Annotated in this window: 20 protein-coding genes and 1 pseudogene; 13 read left to right on the top strand and 8 right to left on the bottom strand. The window is 63.1% G+C overall.

All coding sequences use genetic code 11. The features are described from left to right. The first annotated feature begins 28 nt into the window (after positions 1-28). The 4 genes from BGRAMDRAFT_RS22145 to BGRAMDRAFT_RS22135 all read left to right on the top strand — a co-directional run bounded on the left by BGRAMDRAFT_RS22145 (position 29) and on the right by BGRAMDRAFT_RS22135 (position 2,159). Positions 29-232, top strand: coding sequence for a hypothetical protein (locus tag BGRAMDRAFT_RS22145; protein ID WP_006051068.1), 204 nt, complete (start codon positions 29-31; stop codon positions 230-232). 466 nt (positions 233-698) lie between these two features. Then, positions 699-896, top strand: coding sequence for a hypothetical protein (locus tag BGRAMDRAFT_RS22140; RefSeq protein WP_006051067.1), 198 nt, complete (start codon positions 699-701; stop codon positions 894-896). A 48-nt stretch (positions 897-944) separates the two neighbouring features. Beyond that, a complete protein-coding gene (locus tag BGRAMDRAFT_RS35050; RefSeq protein WP_006051066.1) occupies positions 945-1,112 on the top strand; it encodes a hypothetical protein in 168 nt (55 codons plus the stop codon). Between the two features lie 132 nt (positions 1,113-1,244). Then, positions 1,245-2,159: a LysR family transcriptional regulator gene (locus BGRAMDRAFT_RS22135; RefSeq protein ID WP_006051065.1), complete on the top strand. Its 915-nt coding sequence runs from the start codon at positions 1,245-1,247 to the stop codon at positions 2,157-2,159. Positions 2,160-2,204: 45 nt separating this feature from the next. Here the strand turns inward: BGRAMDRAFT_RS22135 and madM are convergent, their stop codons facing one another. The 3 genes from madM to BGRAMDRAFT_RS22120 all read right to left on the bottom strand — a co-directional run bounded on the left by madM (position 2,205) and on the right by BGRAMDRAFT_RS22120 (position 4,467). Then, positions 2,205-2,972: a malonate transporter subunit MadM gene (madM, locus tag BGRAMDRAFT_RS22130; protein WP_006051064.1), complete on the bottom strand. Its 768-nt coding sequence runs from the start codon at positions 2,970-2,972 to the stop codon at positions 2,205-2,207. 14 nt (positions 2,973-2,986) lie between these two features. Continuing rightward, positions 2,987-3,382: a malonate transporter subunit MadL gene (madL, locus tag BGRAMDRAFT_RS22125; RefSeq protein ID WP_006051063.1), complete on the bottom strand. Its 396-nt coding sequence runs from the start codon at positions 3,380-3,382 to the stop codon at positions 2,987-2,989. A gap of 257 nt (positions 3,383-3,639) precedes the next feature. Continuing rightward, positions 3,640-4,467 carry an AraC family transcriptional regulator gene (locus tag BGRAMDRAFT_RS22120; protein WP_006051062.1) on the bottom strand — a complete coding sequence of 276 codons (828 nt, stop codon included), beginning with the start codon at positions 4,465-4,467 and terminating at the stop codon, positions 3,640-3,642. A gap of 95 nt (positions 4,468-4,562) precedes the next feature. Here BGRAMDRAFT_RS22120 and BGRAMDRAFT_RS22115 point away from each other — a divergent pair, with 95 nt between their 5' ends. Further along, positions 4,563-4,847 carry a hypothetical protein gene (locus BGRAMDRAFT_RS22115; RefSeq protein WP_006051061.1) on the top strand — a complete coding sequence of 95 codons (285 nt, stop codon included), beginning with the start codon at positions 4,563-4,565 and terminating at the stop codon, positions 4,845-4,847. After that, positions 4,844-5,806, top strand: a complete 963-nt coding sequence (locus BGRAMDRAFT_RS22110; RefSeq protein ID WP_006051060.1) for a quinone oxidoreductase family protein — start codon at positions 4,844-4,846, stop codon at positions 5,804-5,806. Before BGRAMDRAFT_RS22115 ends, BGRAMDRAFT_RS22110 begins: the two co-directional genes overlap by 4 nt. A 30-nt stretch (positions 5,807-5,836) precedes the next feature. Here the strand turns inward: BGRAMDRAFT_RS22110 and BGRAMDRAFT_RS22105 are convergent, their stop codons facing one another. From BGRAMDRAFT_RS22105 to BGRAMDRAFT_RS22085, 5 genes and pseudogenes are all read right to left on the bottom strand, one after another. Further along, a complete protein-coding gene (locus BGRAMDRAFT_RS22105; RefSeq protein WP_006051059.1) occupies positions 5,837-6,793 on the bottom strand; it encodes an ABC transporter permease in 957 nt (318 codons plus the stop codon). Between the two features lie 5 nt (positions 6,794-6,798). Beyond that, complete coding sequence (locus BGRAMDRAFT_RS22100) at positions 6,799-7,779, bottom strand: ABC transporter permease (RefSeq protein WP_006051058.1); 981 nt, start codon at positions 7,777-7,779, stop codon at positions 6,799-6,801. Next, a pseudogene (locus BGRAMDRAFT_RS22095) lies at positions 7,769-9,332 on the bottom strand (sugar ABC transporter ATP-binding protein). The gene BGRAMDRAFT_RS22100 and the pseudogene BGRAMDRAFT_RS22095 overlap by 11 nt, the downstream one beginning before the upstream one ends. An 83-nt stretch (positions 9,333-9,415) precedes the next feature. Then, positions 9,416-10,426: an ABC transporter substrate-binding protein gene (locus BGRAMDRAFT_RS22090; protein ID WP_006051055.1), complete on the bottom strand. Its 1,011-nt coding sequence runs from the start codon at positions 10,424-10,426 to the stop codon at positions 9,416-9,418. Between the two features lie 108 nt (positions 10,427-10,534). Then, positions 10,535-11,632, bottom strand: coding sequence for a LacI family DNA-binding transcriptional regulator (locus BGRAMDRAFT_RS22085; protein WP_006051054.1), 1,098 nt, complete (start codon positions 11,630-11,632; stop codon positions 10,535-10,537). Positions 11,633-11,797: 165 nt separating this feature from the next. Between BGRAMDRAFT_RS22085 and BGRAMDRAFT_RS22080 the strand changes: the two genes are divergently transcribed. The 7 genes from BGRAMDRAFT_RS22080 (at position 11,798) to BGRAMDRAFT_RS22050 (ending at position 20,425) form a co-directional block, all read left to right on the top strand. Then, positions 11,798-12,586, top strand: a complete 789-nt coding sequence (locus BGRAMDRAFT_RS22080; RefSeq protein WP_006051053.1) for a phytanoyl-CoA dioxygenase family protein — start codon at positions 11,798-11,800, stop codon at positions 12,584-12,586. Positions 12,587-12,857: 271 nt separating this feature from the next. Beyond that, on the top strand, positions 12,858-14,726 hold the full coding sequence (locus BGRAMDRAFT_RS22075) for a serine hydrolase domain-containing protein (protein ID WP_044021624.1): 1,869 nt from the start codon (positions 12,858-12,860) through the stop codon (positions 14,724-14,726). Positions 14,727-14,828: 102 nt separating this feature from the next. Next, on the top strand, positions 14,829-15,266 hold the full coding sequence (locus BGRAMDRAFT_RS22070; protein WP_006051051.1) for a MarR family winged helix-turn-helix transcriptional regulator: 438 nt from the start codon (positions 14,829-14,831) through the stop codon (positions 15,264-15,266). Positions 15,267-15,417: 151 nt separating this feature from the next. Next, positions 15,418-15,855, top strand: coding sequence for a MarR family winged helix-turn-helix transcriptional regulator (locus BGRAMDRAFT_RS22065; RefSeq protein ID WP_006051050.1), 438 nt, complete (start codon positions 15,418-15,420; stop codon positions 15,853-15,855). A 37-nt stretch (positions 15,856-15,892) separates the two neighbouring features. Then, entirely contained in the window at positions 15,893-17,395 is a 1,503-nt protein-coding gene (locus BGRAMDRAFT_RS22060) for an efflux transporter outer membrane subunit (protein ID WP_006051049.1), read from the top strand. Positions 17,396-17,440: 45 nt separating this feature from the next. Next, positions 17,441-18,763, top strand: coding sequence for an HlyD family secretion protein (locus BGRAMDRAFT_RS22055; RefSeq protein WP_006051048.1), 1,323 nt, complete (start codon positions 17,441-17,443; stop codon positions 18,761-18,763). A 105-nt stretch (positions 18,764-18,868) separates the two neighbouring features. Further along, complete coding sequence (locus BGRAMDRAFT_RS22050; protein WP_006051047.1) at positions 18,869-20,425, top strand: DHA2 family efflux MFS transporter permease subunit; 1,557 nt, start codon at positions 18,869-18,871, stop codon at positions 20,423-20,425. Positions 20,426-20,485: the final 60 nt, after the last annotated feature.

Here is a 20,485-nt window from a genome sequence, read left to right as displayed (position 1 = left end):
GTGGGCCTAACGAGGAACCTCTTCTGCGATGCTGAAAAAACTGCAAACGATGCTGCGCGCGATCGACTCGGCCCGCGGATTCAACGACGAGCATGACGCCGGCATCGGGATGTCTTCGGTGCAAAACGAGGGCGGCCTGCAACAACGGCACGCGGCCAATCCTCGTCCGGCGCGCTTGCGCGGCCCGTGGCGTGCCGCACGTTCGCGTCGGCCGAGGATCGCGCCGCGATAACGGATAGTGGTCGCGCGCGCGTCATGCGCGGCTATTAACTCGCCATAGCGGCGTAAAAAAATTCGCGTTATTCGAATGCGGCGATGTAATTCGCGATTCGCGAAATGCACGATAGCTAAATAACGCGTTTTAAGAAGTTTTAATGAAAGCGGGCGAATTAAAAATAAATAGCCGTTTTCAGCTTCAAACGTTCAATTACCCGGTCGCCCTATCCCGATCCACCGCGTGCCCGCCTGGTCGCCGATTGCATATCATATGTTTAAACCATCGCTATCGGCCCCCACACGCCGATCCATTTATTCATGCGGCGGAATTGCATCATTTCAGTTTACAATTATTTCCCCGGCGCATCGCTGCCGCAAACAATATAAAGCGGAAAGACTTCCCGCCATTTTATCTTTTCAGATAGACCGGCCGGTAATTGATTCTTCCGTCTGCATTAATAGAACATTGGAGAGAGACAACTATGCTAAGCCCCAAGGAGTTTGCCACCCTCATGTTGGTCAAGGCTGCTCCGGATCAGATCGATATGTGTCGCGAAGAACTCGACACGCTGCTTGAACGGCAACTCGTCGCACTCGAAGACCTCGCTTCCGGACACCAGCGCCTGCATGTCACTTGTGCAGGTCATTCCATGCTCAACGCGGTGGCGCGCAAACGCTAGGCGGCGAACCTCTCATCGTTGCATCGAAATATTGACGAGAAAGTAGTCATGGACGAACAACTGGTAAGCATCGTAATGGGCTGCGCGGTGCTCGCGATAGGCATCATCTTCGCGGTCGGCCACTATCGGCGGGAGCATCGCCGCGCACAATTGCTGCGCCAACTCGACCACGCGCCCGTGTGGAACTGGTTGCGGCATCATCAGCATCGCCACTGACAGCGCGGCCGGCTCCGACATGACGTATGCACGCACGCGCCGCAAGCTCGCCGGCGCGTGAGGGATTAACGCTATTTGCAGCAGGCGCGCACGAGCCGATAATGGACGGTTCCGACCGTTCCATAGCTCGACATGCGCGACCGAATCGACGACGAAATCACCTTTCGTAAACTGGAAGTGCTGCTCGCCTTCATGCAGACCGGCAGTCTCGCGAAGGCCGCCGAAGCGCTGAACGTGAGCACGGTCAGCGTGCATCGCGCGTTGCATTCGCTCGAACAGGGCGTGCGCTGCGCGCTGTTTCGCCACGAAGGCCGCAATCTCAGATCGACCGACGCGGCGCAAATGCTCGCCGATGTCGCGCAGGAAGTCATCACGCTGATGTCCGACGGCATTCGTGCGACGCGCGAAGCGGCGGGCTATTCATCGGACCGGTTGAAGATCGGCTCGCTCTATTCGCTGACCATCAGGACGGTGCCGGGCATCGTCGTCGACATCAAGGTGCGGCGGCCCGCGCTTCAAGTCGAACTCGTGCTCGGCCCGAATGCCGAACTGATCGAGAAGCTCAAGCAGGGCGCCATCGACGCCGCGCTGATGGCCTTGCCCGACGCCGAGCCCGAGATCGAATCCATTCCGCTTTTCGAAGACGACATTTTCTTTGCCGCGCCCGCCAACTCGCCGTATGCCAATCTCGAAGCGGTCGATCTGCGCGACTGCCGTGACGAAACTTTCGTCTCGCTCGGCGAGGGCTTCGCGACCTATCACGGCTTTCAGGAAGCGTTTCGCGTCGCGGAGTTCACGCCCAACGTGACCATGCGAGTCGGCGACATTTTCTCGCTGATGAACCTCGTGAGCGGCGGCGTCGGCTATACGCTGTTGCCGGGCCGCGTGCGCGACGTGTTCGGCGACAAGGTGCAGCTCATCGCGCTCAAACCGCCATACCGGATGCGTCAGACCATCGGCGTGAGTTTTTTGCGGGCGCGCGAGCGCGACCCGAATCTGCTCGCGCTGATGGCCGTGTGCCGTCTTCGTACGCGAAACGAAGGCTAAACGAAGGCTGACACATAAACCAGGGCTGCGCATTTGCGTCGCCGCTCAGCCGCCGACCAGCGCGCGCGTCGCGAAGAACAGCAGCGACGGTCCAAGCAGGCAGCCCACGCCTGTATGAAACGTGGCGATCAGCGCACCGTAAGGCACGAGCCGCCGGTCGGTCGCCGCGAGTCCCGCGCTCACGCCGCTGACCGTGCCCGCGAGGCCGCCGAAAATCATCGCCGAGCGCGGCGTCTTGAGACCCATGAAGTTGGCCGCGAGCGGTGTGCCGATCATCACGATGATCGCCTTGATGAGACCCGTTGCAATGCTGAGCGCGATCACGTCGGAGCTCGCGCCGATCGCCGCGCCCGTCACCGGTCCGACGATGTATGTGACCGCGCCGGCGCCGATGGTCGTCATGCTGACCGCATCGGTATAGCCGAACGCATGCGCGACGCTTGCGCCCACGATAAACGGCAGCACCGTGCCGAGCAGCAGCGACAGCACGCCGATGAGCCCGGCCTTGCGCGCTTCGGTGGCCTGCACTTCGAAGGCGGTCGCGACGATCGCGAAGTCACGCAGCATCGCGCCGCCCATCAAGCCGACGCCCGCGAACAGCGGCAAATCGGCGAGACCTTTCTGACCCGCGGTGAACGCGCCGCCGAAATACGCGAGCACGAGCCCGATCACGATGGCGATCGCCGAGCCGTGCACGCGCCCGAACGTGAGCTTGCGCGAAATCATCGACGACACCCACATGATGAGTCCCACGAGCGCGAACGCAGTGACGAGGCCGTTTTGTATCAGTACTTTGTCGATCATATGGATCATGGCTGGCTCCTGCGTCAGATCTCTTCGGGTTGCGGGCTGCTGATGAACGAGGTGCTGTCGCGTCCGGTGCGCGAGAGCACCGCGATGCACACGGCGCACACAGCCACCGCGCCCAACGCGGAAAGCAGCGCGACCGGTCCGCCCTTGAGCGCGGCAACCACGTTCTGATTCGCCGCCATCGCGACGACGACGGGGATGTACATCGCGCCCCAGAAGCCGACGCCGGCCTCGGTTTCTTTCGGCAGCAGTCCTTTGCCGTGCAGATAGAGCCGCAGGAAAATCAGCAGCAGCATCGCGATGCCGACACCGCCGACGTTGGTCTTGACGCCGATCGCGACCCCGAGCAGATCGCCGAGAAAGAGTCCCGCAAGGTGGCAGAAAGCGAGTAGCGCCGTTCCGTAGATGATCATCTGTTGTCTCCTGTCGACCGCGGTCGACTCTCTTGCTTTAGTGTCTTACCCGCGTTTTGTGCAAGGGCTGCTAACGGGTGGGGTTGACCGCTTACGAGCCAGCATTGCGTGCACAACGCGGCTCTTTAGGGCATGGCCGAGTCTATGGGACACAGAGACCCGGTTTCAATCACCTTCGGCAAGCATTTGTTATCGCGAGGCTAACGATTCGCGGCAAGAAGCGGTGAAAGCAGCGTGGGGCGGGGACGTGGCGCGGTTTAGGGGTTTTCCCTCGCGCGAGACGCGGCGCAGCCCGGTTCTTGATTTGACGTCGCCGCCGCCGCATAACGCCCCGGCGTGGTCCCGGTCGCGCGCCTGAACATGTCGATAAACGCGCTCACGTTTTCATAGCCGAGTTCGAGCGCGATCGTCGTCACGCTGACGCCCTCGGCGACGAGTTCCAGCGCGCGAAGCAGGCGCGCCTGCGCGCGCCACTGCGCAAAGCTGAGTCCCGTCTCGGCGACGAAGCGCCGGCTCAGCGTGCGCGGCGACAGTCCCGCCCACTCGGCCCATTCCTCGAGACGTCGCGAGTCGGACAGATCGGCGGCCAGCGCGTCGGTGATGCGCATGAGCCGCGGGTCTTCCGGGCTCGGCAAATTCAGCGACTCGGCCTTCGACGCCGCCAGTTCATCCATGATGACTTCGGCAATCCGCGCCTGCCGCGCATCGAGCAATGCGCCGGTCCAGCTCGCCGCGCGGCGCACGGCCGCGCGCAGCAAAGGCGTCGTGCGGATCGCCCGCGGTTGCGCGGGCAACCCGGCACACCGCTCCTCTGCAATGAACACGCTCCAGCCGGAAAACGGACCATGCGAGCGCATCGAATGCTCGCAATACGGCGGCACCCATATGGCGTAAATGGCGGGCGCGACCCATTGCTGCCGGCCCACGCCGACCGACGCCAGGCCGCTCAACGCGCCCATCAACTGCCCGCGTGCATGCGCGTGCGAGGCCACTTCGCGGGACGCCCGTTGCGTGAGTTCTCCCGCCATCAGAAAGGGCACGTCAGGCGCTGTGAGCAGTTCTGGACGAATCAGCGGAATAGTCATGGCTCGAAATCCGTATCGAATGGCATTTATACCTGAGACGACCCGGCACTGCATCTCTAGACTGAACTCACTACCACTTCGAGGAGTTCATCACGATGCGAGCCGAACAGATTCTTCCCGACCATGCCGATTCCGTCGATGTCGGCGGCGTGACGATTCGCAAGGGCACGATCGCGGCTTTTTTTGCGAACGCGCGTGTGTGGACCGATCCCAGCGCAAGCGAGACCGCACGCGGCCAGGCCGCCGCCGATATTCGCGAGGCGCTGCCGGCGTTGCGCGCGTCCGGCCTGTTCGACTTCGTGATGATTCGCGATCCACAGTTGCGCGAGTGGATCGATAGCGGGGCACCGACTCATTCGGCTACCGAGGCGCGGTCATGAAAGCAGCGGTCGTCATGCAAGCCGGGCAGATGCCGGTGTATTCCGACGTCGACGAACCCGCGCCCGCGGACGGTCACGCGATAATCGACGTGGAGGCTTCGGCGCTCAGTCACATCACGCGCGGCAGGGCGTCCGGCACGCACTATTCGTCATCGGCGCGTCTGCCGTTCGTCGCGGGCATCGACGGCGTGGGCCGCCGCCGCGAGGACGGCAAGCGCGTGTATTTCTTCGCGCCGAAGGAGCCGTCGGGCGGCCTCGCCGAGCGAACCGTCGTCGCGCAAAGCCAGTGCATCGAGATCCCCGAGACGCTCGATCCCGTCATCGCCGCGGCGATGGCGATTCCCGGCATGTCGTCGTGGGCAGCGCTCACCGAACGCGCGCACTTCGCTCGCGGCGAGACCGTGTTGATCAACGGCGCGACGGGCGCGTCGGGACGGCTGGCTGTGCAGATCGCCAAACATCTCGGGGCCGCGAAGGTGATCGCAACAGGGCGGCATCCGCGGACGCTCAGCACGCTTGCATCCGTAGGCGCGGATTACGTGCTTTCGCTCGATCAGGAAGAGTCGGCATTGCAGCGCGCGCTCGAGCCTCACTTTCATGAAGGTGTGGACGTGGTGCTCGATTACCTCTGGGGCGCCAGCGCGCTCACGCTGCTGACCGGCGCGGCGCGGTCGCTTCCGGGTGGTTATCCGATGCGCTTCGTGCAGATCGGCTCGGTTGGCGGCGCAACCATCTCGCTGCCGGGCGCGGCGCTGCGTGCATCGGCGATTATGTTGATGGGCAGCGGAATTGGCAGCATTCCTCTCGAGCGGCTGTTCAACGCGACGCGCGAGGTGTTGCATGCCGCGATTCCATCCCGCTTCGAGATCGCCACGCAGGCCGTTCCTCTGGCCGAACTTGCAACGCACTGGAACGAAAGCGGCAGCCGCTTGCGCACTGTCTTCACGATGCAAGGTTAACGGGCGGCTGCGGTTGCGCGGCGCTGCGACTCAATGCGCGAGTTTCACCGCGCCGCGATTGCGGTTCAGCACGCGCGCCTGCAACACGATGACAAGCAGCAGGAACATGCCGCGAATCACCGACTGCCAGTAAGCCGACAAGCTGATATAGCCGAGCCCGTTCTCGAAGTTGAGCAGATTGAAGACGAGCGCGAGCAGTGCGACGCCCGCAATCGTCATCGCAATCGAGCCTTCGCCGCCCGTCAGCCGTGTGCCGCCGAGCACGACCGCCGAGATCGCGAACAGCTCCCAGCCGACGCCCTCGTTGGGCTGCCCCGCGCCGAACTGCGCGGCGAGAATGCTGCCGGCAATGCCCGCGAGCAAACCGCTCACCGCATACACGGCGACCAGCGTGCGATCCACGTTGAGCCCCATGAGCCGCGACGCTTCCTCGCTGCCGCCGATAGCCAGCGCATGCCGCCCGAAGCGCGACGAGCGCAGCGCGGTCCAGCCGAGAATCGCGGCGACTGCGGACACGATGCCCGGAATCGGCAAGCCGAACAGATCGCCCTGGCCGAAGCCCGCAAAGCTCGAATCGGACGCGATGCCGACCGCGTCGTTGTGACCGAGCAGCAGCGCGAGACCATGCGCGCCGAGACTCGTCGCGAGCGTGACGATGAACGGCAGAATACGCATGCGCGTGATGACGAGTCCGTTGAGCACGCCGACAGCAAGCCCTGCTAACGATCCCGCCAGCACCGCGGCCACGCCGCCATGCGGACTCGCCAGCGCCGACACGACACTCGCGAGCGCCGCCACCGCGCCTACCGAAAGATCGATGCCGCCCGTGATGATGACGAACGCCATGCCGATCGAGATCAGCAGGAACATCGAGTTGTAGCGCCAAAAGGAAAGCACGTTGTACGCGTCGGCGAAATGCTCGTAGCGCGTCACGCCTAGCACGAGCAGCGCAACGAGCGCGCTGATAATGGGCAGATTCTTCTTCATGAGCGTCAGCCTCGCTTGCGTTGCACGTACACCGCGACGATGATGATCGCCGCCTTGAGCACCAGCGCCGCCGCATCCGGAATGCCGTGCGCGAGCAGCGTGTAACGCAGCAACTGGATGATGAGCGCGCCGATCAGCGTGCCGGTGATATACGCCTTGCCGCCTGTCAACGCCGTGCCGCCGACGGCCACCGCCGCGATCGCATCCAACTCGACGCCCAGACCGATGACGTTCGCATCCGACGACGAATTCACCGAAATCGAAATCAGACCGGCGAGTCCGGCGAGCGCCGCGCAGACGGTATAGGCGATCATCTTCACGCGCACGGTCGGAATGCCCGACAGATACGCCGCGTCTTCATTGCCGCCCGTCACCAGCAGATACTTGCCGAACAGCGTCTTGCGCACGATCCACGTAAATACGGCGACGAGCGCGAGCATCAACAGAATCTGGAAGGGCACGCCCGCGACCTTGCCGAGCGCGATCCATTGAAACGCCGGATTGGAGAAGGCTTGCAGGCTGCCGTCGGTGACGACCTGCGCGATGCCGCGTCCCGCGATGAACAGCACCAACGTCGCGACGATCGGCTGCACGCGAAGCCGCGTGACGAGCAGGCCGTTGAACACGCCGCATAGCGCGGCCGCGACGATCGGCAGCGTGAAGGCGAGGGCAATGCCGGGCGGCCCCGCGATGTTCATAAAGAGCATCGGCGCGACCGCGCCGGCAATCGCCATCGACGCGCCCACCGACAGATCGATGCCGCCTGTGGCCACCACCAGCGTCATGCCGATGCCGACGATCACGATCGTCACCACTTGCGTCAAGTTGACGTTGAAGGTTTGCAGCGACACGAAGTGCGGCGTGAAAAGCAGATTGAAGACGATCATCGCGACGAGCACGACGATCTCGCGCTGAATCGCGACGCCGCGTTTTTTCCTCGCGGGCGCGTGGACGATTTGCGCCGCGCGTTGCGTATCATCGATCATGTTTGGCTTCCTCCACCGCTTCGGCCAGCGTCGACCGCTCGCCCGCGCCGTGTGCGATTGCGTCCATGATCGAGGCCTCGTTCATCTGCGCGCCGTCGAGCTGCGCGACGGTCTGTCCATCGCGGATAACGACTGCGCGATCCGCGACCGCCGTGAGCTCTTCGAGTTCCGACGCCGACAGCAGCACCGCCAGGCCCGAATCGCGCAATTCGCGCACGATCTTCGCGACGTCGGCCTTCGCGCCGACGTCGATGCCGCGCGTCGGTTCATCCAGCAGCAGCAGACGCGGATGCGTCGCGAGCCAGCGCGCGAGCAGCACCTTCTGCTGATTGCCGCCCGAGAGTTCGCGGATCGGCTGATCGGCGGAACGCAGCTTGATGCCGAGCGACTCGATAAAGCCATCGACAATTTCTTTCTGCCGCGCGACATCCACGATGCCGCGTTTCGTGAGCGCGGGCAGACACACGAGCGTGAGGTTGTCGCGCACCGACAACTCCGGCACGATGCCTTCGGCCTTGCGGTCCTCGGTCAGATACGCGACGCCATGCGCGATCGCATCTTTCGGCGACTTCCACGCGACGGTCTCGCCATTCATCGACAGCGTGCCTTTTCTCCGGACGATCCGCGCCGAACAGCAAACGCATCGTTTCCGTGCGGCCCGAGCCGAGCAGTCCGGCGAGGCCGACGGCTTCGCCCGCGTGCACATCGAGCGACACGTCCGCGACTTTTGCGCCGGCCGACAGTCCTTGCGCACTCAGCGCGAGGCCGCCGCGCTTCGCGAGGTTCGCTTCCTTGACCGCGCTGTCTTCATGCACGACGGCGGCGAGCGTGCGGCCGAGCATCGTCGTGACGAGCCTGAGCTTGTCCATGTCCTGCATCGCGCTTTCGGCGACGGTTTGCCCGTCGCGCATCACGGTGACGCGATCGCACAGCGCATATAGTTCGTCCAGCCGATGCGAGACGAAAATCACCGCACGTCCGTCATCGCGAAGACGGCGCACGACGCTGAACAGCAACTCGACTTCGCGTTCATCGAGCGACGAGGTCGACTCGTCCATGATGACCATCTTCGCATCCGACGACACCGCGCGTGCGAGCGCAACCATCTGCTGAATCGCTGTGGAATATTCGCGTACGGGCTTCTTCACATCGATCTTCAGTCCGAACGATTCGAGCAGTTCGTCCGCGCGGCGCTGCACGGTTTTCCAGTCGATCAGCCCGAAGCGGCGCGGCTCGCGTCCGAGAAAGATGTTCTCCGCGACCGAGCGGAACGGCACCAGATTGATTTCCTGGTAGATCGTGCTGATGCCCGCCTCGCGCGCTTCCTTCGGCGTGCGGAAATCGGCTTCGCGTCCGTCGAAGCGAATCGTGCCCGCGCTTTTCCGATACGCGCCGGTGAGGATCTTGATGAGCGTCGATTTGCCCGCGCCGTTCTGACCGATCAGCGCATGCACTTCGCCCGCCGTCACGGTCAGCCGCGCGCGTTTCAACGCGGCGACACCGCCGAAAGAGATGTCGATGTCCTGCATGTCGAGCAACGGAGCTTGAGCCATCGTGCGTCATCCATCATCGAAAGAACTGAAACGACAAAGCGGGCGCTTTGGAAAAAGCGCCCGCGCAGGCACAGAGCTGTCGTTCAATAGCCGTACTGCATGCTCGCGTCGACGTTGCTCTTGTCATAGAAGCGATCGGAGACCTTGACCCACGGCGGGATCGTTTCGCCTTTCGCGTACTTCTGCGCGACGTCGCAGGCGAGCGGTCCGAAGAACGGGCTCGATTGCACGCTCGCGCCGAGTTCGCCGGCCTTGATCGCTTCGAGTCCGCCCTTGGTGCCGTCGATTGTGACGATCTGGATGTCCTTGCCCGGCTGCTTGCCCGCGGCCTTGATCGCGGCGATCGCGCCGAGCGCCATTTCGTCGTTGTGCGCATAGACGGCGGTCACGTCGGGATGCGCCTGCAACAGCGTCTCCATCACCTGGCGGCCCTTGTCGCGCGCAAAGTCGCCGCTTTGCGATGCAACGATCTTCATGCCCGGATTCTTGGCGATGACTTCATCGAAGCCTTTCTTGCGATCGTTCGCGGCGGACGCGCCCGTCGAGCCTTCGAGTTCGATGATGGTCGCCTTGCCATTGGTCGCCTTGATGAGCCAGTCGGCGGCGCGCTGTCCCTGGTCGATGAAGTCCGAACCGATGAAGGTGATGTAGTCCTTGCCGGCTTTCGCCATCGACTGATCGACGTTGCGGTCGACGAGAATCACCGGAATGCCGGCCTTTTTCGCCTGCATGATGACGGGCACGAGCGGCTTCTCTTCACGCGGCGGGAACACGAGCAGATCGACGTGCTGCGCGATCATGCTTTGAATGTCCGCGACCTGCTTGGCGGCGGAACTGTTCGCGTCGGTCATGACCATCTGCCAGCCGCACTTCGAGGCGATCTCCTTGAAGCTTCTCGTCTCCGCGAGGCGCCAGGGGTTATTGCTTTCCGTCTGCGCGAAGCCGACTCTCAGCGGCTTCTTGTTCGGGATCTTCGGCAGCGCGTCGTCCGCGGCATGCGCGATGCCGAAGCCGGCGGAAAAGGTGAGCGCAGCGAGTGCGATAAACGATGCAGCGATCGGGCGCAGGCCCGTTTTCTTTGTGAGCGACAGCATGTCTTCCTCCGATAAGGATGGTTTGCCTCTTCTTGTCAATGCCGATGCTTGTGATGCCCGGTCTACTGCGTGCTGCGAGAGCGCCAGCTAGAGAGCTAGATGCACTGGCTAGTCGTTAATATTATTAATAGCGAGTTGCTTCGTTTCGGCGATGACCTTGACCGAGCCGCGCTCGATCAACGGTCCGTCGAGCTTGACCGTGCGACGCCGCACGGGCGCGCCCGCCGCGCGGTTGTGTTCTTCCTGCAAGAGCGTGTCGACCGCCCATTTGCCAAGCTCGTAGTTCGGCAACACGACGGTCGATAGCGGCGGATGCGTGTGCCGCGCGATTTCCTGATCGTCGTAGCCGAGCACGGACACATCGTCGGGCACGCGCAGGCCGAGCTGCTTGAGCGCTTCGATTGCGCCGAGCGCCATCAGATCGTTGGCGCAGAAAATGGCCGTCGGCGGATTCGGCTCGCGCATCAGCGAGAGCGTTTCCTCGAAGCCGGTCGCCGGTCCCCAGTCGCCTTCGCGCACGAGTTCCGGCGCGAACGGCAAATCGGCCGTCGCCAAAGCGGTGCGATAACCCTTCAGACGATCGCGCGCCGCATCCTGCCACGGCTCGCCGTTGATATAACCGATCCGCCTGTGTCCCGCCGCGAGCAGATAGTCCGTCGCCGTGTGGCCGCCCGCGACTTCGGCGGGCACCACCGACGACACATCGGCATCGCTCGAATAGCAGTTGAGCAGCACGGTCGGCACGCGCGCGAGCGCCGCGGGTACGGTCACGCGGCGGGTGTACACGGTCGCGTAGATCACGCCGAGCACGTTCGCATTGCCGAGCGTCGCTTCGAGCACGCGGGCTTCGATCTCCGCGTTGCCGTGCGTCGAATACACGGCGAGCATGCGGCCGTGAGCGAACGCGGCATCGCGCGCGCCGTCGATGCTGACGACCGGATGCGGGCTCGTGGAGATCTCATCGGCGAGATAGACGATCAGGTTGCGTTCGCCCTGTGCCGTGTCGAACGAGGGCAGCGCGCTCGTTTCGCGCTGCGTCATCCGGTAGCCGAGTTCCTGGGCCGCGCGCAGTACCTTGTCGCGCGTGGCGTCGGAGAACTTCGCGCCGCTCGCGTTGTTGAGCACGAGTGAAACCGTCGATTGCGAGACTCCGGTGAGCTTCGCAATGTCGGTCATGGTAGGGCGGCGTTGGGTCGTCTTCTTCATGGGCTTGCCGGCTGGAGTGCAGCAAACTTACCACTAATATTAGCGATGAACAACGCGCATCGGCGCCCATTCGATCGGGGTTTTCACCGAGTATTACTAATAATATTGACGACCCAAAGCGACGCATGCGATTCTTTTTTGCAAACCGACATGGAGGAGACGCGCATGGCCCGTTACGACGAAAGCACGAGAGACGCACTCGCGGATGCGTTCAACCGCGACGGCTTCGTGCTGTTGCGCAATCACTTTCCGCGCGCGACGATCGAAGCGTGGCGCGACGCATTTGCGCCGCTGCTCGCGCCTCATGTCGAATCTGACGCGAACGGCAATCGCGGCCCCGGCCGCTATTACGTGACGCTGCCGTTCGAAGGCCTCTTTGCCGATCCGGCCATTGTCTGCGATGAAGACATCGTCGGTATCGTGGAGCGTGTGGCGGGCCGCGATCCGGTGATGTGCCAGCTTGCCACCGATACGCCGGTGCTCGGCTCGCAGTTCCAGGAATGGCATCGCGATACGCCGCCGCTCTTTGACGACGCGCCGGAAACGCCGTCGTTTCAGCTTGCAGTGAACTTCCCGCTCGTGGATGTCGACGATAGCAATGGGCCGCTCGAGACGACGCGCGGCACGCATCGCATCTCGCGGGAAGAAGCATTGGAAGGTCTGGAAGCGGGGCGCTTCCCAGCCGAGCGCGTGCCGATGCAAGTCGGCGACGTGATGATCCGCGACGTGCGCGGGCTGCATCGCGGCACGCCGAATCTGACCGGCGTGCCGCGTCCGATGGTGGTGATCGGCTATAGCCGCGGGTGGTATTTCCGGCCCGAAGTGCATATCGACGTGCCGCGCAAGGTGCTCGCCGAACTGCCGCCGCGCTCGCGGCGTTTGTTGCGCTTTAATCCGGTCGTCGAAGAAACCGCGCGCACCTTCGATGAAAACTACCGGCAATTTGCGTATTGAGCGCGTATTGAGCGGCGAGGCGCAAGGACGCTCTATTGAGCCATAGCTTCGCAGCATCTCGACACGCCGCTATTCGCGCACGCGCCGCGCAGCTATGATTGGAGCAGGGCGGCGCCTGGCCTATTCAAAAGCGCCGTCCCGCTGCGTCGAAACTGGTGAAGCCTGTGTTTGCCGCGTCGGCGGCCCGTGGTTGAAGAAAGCGGTTGAACAAGCGGTTGAACAAAGCGCCTTTTGCAGGTCCTGGAAACAAACCAGAACGAAGGGGAATGCCGTGGCCAGCTACGATCGCAATCACGAGGTTCCGTTCAACACAGGCCGGCGGCAGTTTCTCGGCTACACCGGCGCCGGCGTGCTCGCCGCGATGCTGCCCGGTTGCGGCAGCGACGAGGTGCAGTCGACGCCTTATCAGCAGACCATTGCACTCGGTCAGCAGATGATCCAGCAGGCCGTCAGCGATCCGTCGACTCCTGTCGCGGCAATCTCCGTCGCGATGGTCAAGGGCAACGCGGTGGTCTGGCAGCAGGCGTTCGGTGTGGCGTCGGTGCCGGGGCAGATCAAGGCGACGCCGCAAACGCGCTTTAACATCGGCTCCGTCAGCAAGTTGTTTCCGGCGCTGGCGGCGGCGATCCTCGTCGACCGCGGGCTCATCACGCTGGACACGCCGATCGTCAAATATCTGCCGGCCTTCACGATGCTGTCTCCGGAATACGCGCGGATCACCACGCGTCATTTGCTCTCGCACGCATCCGGTTTGCCCGGCACGAACGGGCGCAATCTCTTCACGTTTGAGCCGGTCGCGGGTTACGCCGCCGACACGCAAGCCGAACTCGCCAACTCGCATCTGAAGCATTTGCCCGGCGAGCTGGCCGTCTATTGCAACGACGGCTTCACGATGGTCGAGCAGATCGTGCTCGCCGTGACGGGCCGGAGTTTCGCGGACTTCGTGCAGTCGGAGATTCTCGCGCCGCTGAAGATGACGAACTCCAGCTATCTGACGAGTGTGCCGTCCGATGGATCGTTCTCGCTGCCGTACGTGAAGGGCGCGCAGCATCAGGAATTCGTCAATGCGTACGCGACCGGCGGACTGAGTTCGACGCCCGCCGACATGATGAATCTCGCGCAGATGATCTACGGCGGTGGCGTATTCCAGGGACAGCGCATCGTGTCCGCGGCGGGCATCGCGGAGATGGGCGCCGACCAGACGAAAAGCCTGACGATCAACCCGTCGCCCGAATGGCGCTGGGGTCTCGGCTGGGACAGCGTGGTCCAGCCCGCGCTCAACGCCGCAGGCGTGCTCGGCTGGGAAAAGGACGGCGGCACGGCGTTCTACTCGACCGAATTTTTCGTCGTGCCTAATGCGAAGTTCGCGCTGATGGTGACCGGCAATGCCGGATACAACGCGCGTGCGATTGCCGAAACGCTGGTGCTGTCGGCGCTGAAGGAAGACGGCACGATTGCGTCGCTGCCGGCGAAGCTCGCCAACACGGCGCCGCCGGCCGCATCGGGGCCGGGCATCGCGGGCGGCGCCGGCATTTACGGCAATTCCGATTCGCCGTATCAGGTGCTCGCCAATGCGGACGGCAGTCTGCAGATCAACCAGTGGGACGCCGATACGCGAGGCTGGGCCGAGATCGGCGCATACCAGTACCGCAGCGACGGCTGGTGGTGGAGCGCTGCCGATACGGCGTCGTACCGCTTCACCGTCGTGTCGGGCAACGACAGCGAGGGCAATGCATTCAACTATCGCTATCTGATGAAGCGGGTCGTGCCGGGCGCGGGCTACGCGTATCTGACGCTGCCGGTCGGTCAGCAACTGGCACCGCTGGCGCCGCTCGACAGCGCGTGGCAGCAACGCGTCGGCACGCAATGGACCTTGACCAACGATTCGCCGAGCGCCGTGCCGATTGTCGTTCTTGGCAATCCGCCGGCGTTTTTCGCGACCCTGGCTGAACTTCCCGGCTACGTGCTGTTCGGCAACGAAGATCTTCGCTACGAGCTGTTCGTGCTGGTGAGCGATACGCTCGGCGGCATGTCCGTCAAAGTGCCGGGCAACTTTGGACGCGACCTGTACGAGATCCGCTTTGCGTCGCCTGGCGCGACGACGCTGACGATCGGCAGTTCGATTTACGCTCGTATCTGACGCTGAGTGCGCGCACCGCGGTAAACCGAACGCCGATGTCCCGAGGCCTGATTTGATAATATCTGATTGGTCAGTTATATCGGATCATTCAGGAGGCCTCGCGTGCGTCACTACACCAAAGACAATTTCAGGCTGACGGAGAGCGTGGGCTTCCAGTTGGTGAAGGCGCGCAACCTGATCGTCGCCGAAATGGACGCGGCGCTCAAGGAACTCGACATCTCCAGCCAGCAAATGGGCATCATGCTGACGCTTCGTCAGCGCCTCGCGTCGACGCCGTTCGAACTGTCGAAAATGCTTGCCATCGATACGGGCCTGATGACGCGCATGCTCGACAAGCTCGAAACCAAGGGCCTTTTGGTGCGCTCGCGCGACGAGACGGACCGCCGCGTGGTCAATCTTTCACTCACGAAAGAGGGCGTCGCCGTCGCCGATCAGATTCCTCACGTCGCGCCCGCGGTGCTGAACGCACGTCTGAACGACTTCACAAAATCCGAACTCGTTGAATTGCGCCGTTTGCTGCGCAAATTCCTGAGCGACTGAACGCGGCGCTCGCCCTCTGCTCCGTCTGCTTCGCCCGTGCCTCCGCAAAACTAAAGACTGTCGCCGCCAATGAAACAATGAGTTCCATGTGGCGCCGTTGATAGTATCTGACATGTCAACTATTGTGTCGGCAGGCAACGAGGAGCAACGCATGTCGCACTATTCAAAGGCTGACTTTCATTTGACGGATAGCGTCGGCTTTGCGATCAGCAAGGCGCGCAATCTGATGGCGATGCACATGGACGCGGCGGTGAAGGGCTTGAATGTGCGCGCGCATCACGTCGGCATTTTGCTGTCGCTACTGCAGGGCATCGACACGACACCGGCGGCGCTGTCGCGTCATCTCGGCGTCGATACCGGCCTGATGTCGCGCACACTCGACAAACTCGAGACGCGGGGCCTGTTGACGCGCTCGCGCAGCACGGGCGACCGCCGCGTCGTCAACGTCGAACTCACGAAAGCGGGCCGCGACGTTGCGCTGCGTATCGCCGAGATTGTGCCGGATGTGCTGAATGCCCGGCTCGAGTGCTTCACTCACGACGAATTCAATGAACTGCGCCGTCTGCTTGGCAAGTTTCTGAGCGACTGAGCGCTTTTTTTTAACCATATATCTGACAGGTCAGCAAATGAGAAACGAGTTAAAGAAAGAACGGCGCGCTTCACGGCTGCTGAAAGCGGGTGTGTCGATCATGTTTGCCGCGGTGCTGTCGGCGTGCGCGAATTATGCGGGCATCCACAGCGACGCAAAGACTGCCGGCCCGCAGCAGTACGCCACGCAACAAAGCATTCCCGCCGAACAAGGTCACTGGCCCGCAGCGGACTGGGCCGACCAGTTCGGCGACGCGCAACTGAAAGCGCTGATCGACGAAGCGCTGAAGAGCAGCCCGACGCTCGATCAGGCGCGCTCCCGCGTCTCGGCGGCCGCTGCTTATAGCGAAACCGCGAAGGCCGGCACGATGCCGCGCGTCGACGCGAGTTATTCGCTGACGCGTCAGCAATTCTCGGGCACGGCGCTCGTTCCGCCTCCGTACGGCGGCTCGTGGCAAACGGAAAACAAGGGCTTGTTGAATGCTTCATACGATCTCGATCTGTGGGGCAAGAATCGCGAAGCGCTGAAGGCCGCGATTTCGCAACTTCAAGCGAGTCAGGCCGATGCCGAGGTCGTGAAGCTGACGCTGACGACGTCGATTGCACGCACGTACAACCAGCTTGCGCGCCTCTATCTGTTGCGCGACATTGCGCAGCAGGAAGTCACGCAGCGCGAGCAGATCGAGCGCATTACCGCGGGGCGCATTGCGACCGGGCTCGATACCGAAGTCGAACGCAAGACGGCGCAGGCCAATCTCGCGACGAGCCGTGCCGCGCTGAAGTCGCTCGACGGACAGATTCTCGCGACGCGCTACCAGATCGCCGCGCTGCTCGGTGCGGGCCCGGACCGCGGGTTGCAGATTGCGCGGCCGTCGCTCGGTCTCGGCGACGAAGTCCGTCTGCCCGACAACCTGCCCGCCGATCTTGTGAGCCGCCGCCCCGACATCGTGGCCGCGCGCTGGCGCGTCGACGCGATGACGCACGACGTGAAGGAAGCGAAGGCCGAGTTCTATCCCGACATCAACCTGAGCGCGGCAATCGGGCTCGACGCGTTCGGCTTTGGCCGCTTTCTGACGGCGGCTAGCCGAACGGCATCGGCCGGTCCCGCAATCCACTTGCCGATCTTCGACGCAGGCGCACTGCGGGCGCAGTTGAAGGGCCGCTACGCCGACTTCGACTATGCGGTCGCGACCTACAACCAGACGCTCGTGACGGCGCTGAGCGAGGTCGCATCTCAACTGGCCAATGTGCGCTCGACCGATGCACAGCTTGTCGATGCACAGGCGGCGCAGGACGCCGCGCGCGAGGCCGACAGACTTGCGCTCGTGCAATACAAGGCGGGCCTGACGAATCAACTGACCGTATTGAACGCCGACGTCAACGCGCTTTCCGCCGATCAGGCCGTGGCAAATCTGCGCATGAGCCGCCGCGATCAGCAGATTGCGCTGGCTTCCGCGCTTGGCGGCGGCTTCGTCGATACATCGAACACCGATGCGGGGCGCACGCAAGCATCGAATCCATCCGTTGACGCCGCGCGTTGAGCGGCCTTCCGAATAACCACGACCGAATCTGCCTGGAGAATCGACATGAGTGAAATCAACACGCCGGAGCGCGACGCGACGCATGCGGCGCCCGCCAACGTAGACACAGCGACGGCGCCCAATGCCACCGCGCCCACCGCCGCGAGCGAACCGAATTCGCGCAAGCGCCAACTGCTGCTCACGCTGCTTGGTGCGGCCGTCGTCGTATCGGTTGCGGCATACGGTGCCTATTACATGACCTATGCGCGTTATCACGAGACGACCGACGACGCCTACGTAAGCGGCAATCTCGTGCAACTCACGCCGCAAGTAACCGGTACGGTCGTCGCGGTGAACGCCGACGACACGCAGATCGTGAAGGCGGGCGACCCTGTCGTCACGCTCGATAACGCGGACGCCACAGTCGCGCTCGGCAACGCCGAAGCGATGCTGGGGCAGACCGTTCGCCAGGTGAGCAGCCTGTACGTGAACAACGATTTCTACGCCGCCAACATCGCGCAGAAACAGTCCGATCTGGCTCGGGCGCAAGACGATCTGCGCCGCCGCCAGGCCGTCGCCGACACGGGCGCGGTGTCCGCGGAAGACATCGCGCATGCACGCGACACGGTGACCGCCGCACAGGCCGCGCTCGACGCCGCGCGTCAGCAGGCGGAAGCCAATCGCGCGCTGACCGACCACACGACAATCGAACAGCACCCGAGCGTGCAGGCGGCGGCGTCGAAAGTGCGCGACGCGTACCTCGCCTATGCACGCAACACGTTGCCCGCGCCCGTCACCGGCTATGTGGCGAAGCGCTCGGTGCAGGTGGGCCAGCGGGTATCGCCGGGCACGCCGTTGATGGCGGTAGTGCCGCTCAACGGCGTCTGGGTCGATGCCAACTACAAGGAAAGCCAGTTGCGCAACATGCGTATTGGCCAGCCCGTCACACTGACGGCCGACGTGTACGGCAGCAAGGTCGAATATCACGGCCGCGTGGTCGGCTTTTCGGCGGGCACGGGTAGCGCCTTTGCGACGTTGCCCGCGCAGAACGCGACCGGCAACTGGATCAAGGTGGTTCAGCGTTTGCCCGCGCGCATCGAACTCGATCAGAAGGAACTGCAAGCGCATCCGCTGCGAATCGGCTTGTCGATGCAGGTCGATGTGGATACGCGCGATAGCACCGGCGCGCAACTCGGCGCGGCCGTGAATACGACGTACCGCACGGACGTTTTCGCGCAATACGGGGCTCAGGCTGATGCGGAGATTCAGAAGATCATCGAACGGAATAGTGTTGTCGCGCATCCGGGACCGACGGAGCGTGTCGTATCGTCGGCACAGGGCACGCGTGACAAGCGCAACAGCGCCGCCATGCCAAAACGCGCGGGCTGAAGTGCAGAACGTGACGCCGTTCGTTATCGCGTCTTCATTTATCCATTTAGCTGACGGGTCAGATACGCATTGCCGGCCTGTTCGCGACTTCGTACTGGAAGTAAGATGAATTCCTCGACGCAACTCGCACCGCCGCCGCTGAGCGGCGCAAAGCTGGTTCTCGCGACCTTCGCCGTCGCCCTCGCGACGTTCATGAACGTGCTTGACTCGTCCATCGCCAACGTTGCGATTCCGACTATCTCGGGCAACCTCGGCGTATCCGTCGATGAAGGCACGTGGGTCATCACGTTGTTTTCCGCGGCGAATGCAGTCGCCATTCCGCTGACGGGCTGGCTCACGCAGCGCGTCGGTCAAATCAAGCTGTTCGTCGCCGCGATCGTGCTGTTCGTATTTTCTTCGTGGCTGTGCGGGGTCGCGCCGAACCTGGTGATCCTGCTCGCCGCGCGCGTGTTGCAGGGTGCCGTGGCCGGTCCGCTGATTCCGTTGTCGCAAGCGATTCTGCTCGGCTCGTATCCAAAGGAAAAGAGCTCGACCGCGCTGGCGTTGTGGGCGATGACGGCCACGGTCGGCCCGATTGCCGGTCCGGCGTTGGGCGGCTGGATCACCGACAGCTACAGCTGGTCGTGGATCTTTTACATCAACATTCCGGTGGGTCTCTTTGCTGCGGCCGTGACGTGGTTTATCTATCGCGACCGCGAGACGCCGGCGCGCAAACTGCCCATCGACAAAGTGGGCTTGATGTCGCTCGTCGCATGGGTTGCGTCGCTGCAAATCATGCTCGACAAGGGCAAGGACCTCGACTGGTTCAGCTCGCCGGTGATCTGCATTCTCGCGGCCGTGGCGGCGGTCAGCTTCGTGTTTTTCCTGATCTGGGAATTCACCGAAAAGAATCCGATCGTCGATCTCCGGCTCTTCGCGGTACGCAATTTCCGCGGCGGCACGATTGCGATTTCGGTCGCGTATGCGGTGTTCTTCGCGAACCTCGTGATTCTGCCGCAATGGATTCAGGGCTATCTCGGCTATCGTTCGGTGGATGCCGGTCTGGTCACCGCGCCGCTCGGCATCTTCGCGGTGCTGCTCGCGCCCGTGATGGCGAAGATCATGCCGAAGACGGATGCACGCGTGCTCGCGACGCTGGCTTTCGTCGGTTTTGCCGCGGTTTTCCTGATGCGCTCGCATTACACGACGGGCGTCGACACCTATACGCTCGTGCTGCCGACGCTGCTGCAAGGCATTCCGATGGCGCTCTTTTTCACGCCGCTTACCGCGATCATTCTGTCGGGACTGTCGCCCGATAAAATTCCTGCGGCCGCCGGCCTGTCGAACTTCGTGCGCGTATTCGCGGGCGGCGTGGGCACGTCGCTGATCACGACGGGCTGGAACAACCGGACGATCCTTCATCACGCGCAACTCGCGGAACAGTCGGGCGTCAACAATCCGGCTTATACGTCCGCGCTCGCGGACATTCATACGACGCTCGGCGGCAACATGGATCAGGCGGCGGCGTTCTTCGAGCGCTCGCTGAATGCACAGGCCGCGATGCTCGGGCTGAACGACATCTTCTGGCTTTCGTCGATGATCTTTATCGTGATCATTCCGCTGATCTGGCTCACGAAGCCGGGCAAGGGCGGTGGCGGCGGGGCGGCGGCAGGTGCGCACTAGGATGCGCGAGGAGACGAGACGTTCGAAGTAGCGAACGTCTCGTCGCGGTTCACCGCACAG

The sequence above is a fragment of the Paraburkholderia graminis C4D1M genome (genome assembly GCF_000172415.1).
Lineage (GTDB): Bacteria > Pseudomonadota > Gammaproteobacteria > Burkholderiales > Burkholderiaceae > Paraburkholderia > Paraburkholderia graminis.
Note: the sequence above shows the minus strand (reverse complement) of the source record. Positions and strands in the feature narration are given on the sequence as shown.

What these genes read in the sequence shown, in the direction of transcription:
- BGRAMDRAFT_RS22145 (WP_006051068.1), top strand. Translation starts at nt 29, where the DNA reads ATGCTGAAAAAACTGCAAACGATGCTGCGCGCGATCGACTCGGCCCGC.
- BGRAMDRAFT_RS22140 (WP_006051067.1), top strand. Translation starts at nt 699, where the DNA reads ATGCTAAGCCCCAAGGAGTTTGCCACCCTCATGTTGGTCAAGGCTGCT.
- BGRAMDRAFT_RS35050 (WP_006051066.1), top strand. Translation starts at nt 945, where the DNA reads ATGGACGAACAACTGGTAAGCATCGTAATGGGCTGCGCGGTGCTCGCG.
- BGRAMDRAFT_RS22135 (WP_006051065.1), top strand. Translation starts at nt 1,245, where the DNA reads ATGCGCGACCGAATCGACGACGAAATCACCTTTCGTAAACTGGAAGTG.
- madM (WP_006051064.1), bottom strand. Translation starts at nt 2,972, where the DNA reads ATGATCCATATGATCGACAAAGTACTGATACAAAACGGCCTCGTCACT.
- madL (WP_006051063.1), bottom strand. Translation starts at nt 3,382, where the DNA reads ATGATCATCTACGGAACGGCGCTACTCGCTTTCTGCCACCTTGCGGGA.
- BGRAMDRAFT_RS22120 (WP_006051062.1), bottom strand. Translation starts at nt 4,467, where the DNA reads ATGACTATTCCGCTGATTCGTCCAGAACTGCTCACAGCGCCTGACGTG.
- BGRAMDRAFT_RS22115 (WP_006051061.1), top strand. Translation starts at nt 4,563, where the DNA reads ATGCGAGCCGAACAGATTCTTCCCGACCATGCCGATTCCGTCGATGTC.
- BGRAMDRAFT_RS22110 (WP_006051060.1), top strand. Translation starts at nt 4,844, where the DNA reads ATGAAAGCAGCGGTCGTCATGCAAGCCGGGCAGATGCCGGTGTATTCC.
- BGRAMDRAFT_RS22105 (WP_006051059.1), bottom strand. Translation starts at nt 6,793, where the DNA reads ATGAAGAAGAATCTGCCCATTATCAGCGCGCTCGTTGCGCTGCTCGTG.
- BGRAMDRAFT_RS22100 (WP_006051058.1), bottom strand. Translation starts at nt 7,779, where the DNA reads ATGATCGATGATACGCAACGCGCGGCGCAAATCGTCCACGCGCCCGCG.
- BGRAMDRAFT_RS22090 (WP_006051055.1), bottom strand. Translation starts at nt 10,426, where the DNA reads ATGCTGTCGCTCACAAAGAAAACGGGCCTGCGCCCGATCGCTGCATCG.
- BGRAMDRAFT_RS22085 (WP_006051054.1), bottom strand. Translation starts at nt 11,632, where the DNA reads ATGAAGAAGACGACCCAACGCCGCCCTACCATGACCGACATTGCGAAG.
- BGRAMDRAFT_RS22080 (WP_006051053.1), top strand. Translation starts at nt 11,798, where the DNA reads ATGGCCCGTTACGACGAAAGCACGAGAGACGCACTCGCGGATGCGTTC.
- BGRAMDRAFT_RS22065 (WP_006051050.1), top strand. Translation starts at nt 15,418, where the DNA reads ATGTCGCACTATTCAAAGGCTGACTTTCATTTGACGGATAGCGTCGGC.
- BGRAMDRAFT_RS22060 (WP_006051049.1), top strand. Translation starts at nt 15,893, where the DNA reads ATGAGAAACGAGTTAAAGAAAGAACGGCGCGCTTCACGGCTGCTGAAA.
- BGRAMDRAFT_RS22055 (WP_006051048.1), top strand. Translation starts at nt 17,441, where the DNA reads ATGAGTGAAATCAACACGCCGGAGCGCGACGCGACGCATGCGGCGCCC.
- BGRAMDRAFT_RS22050 (WP_006051047.1), top strand. Translation starts at nt 18,869, where the DNA reads ATGAATTCCTCGACGCAACTCGCACCGCCGCCGCTGAGCGGCGCAAAG.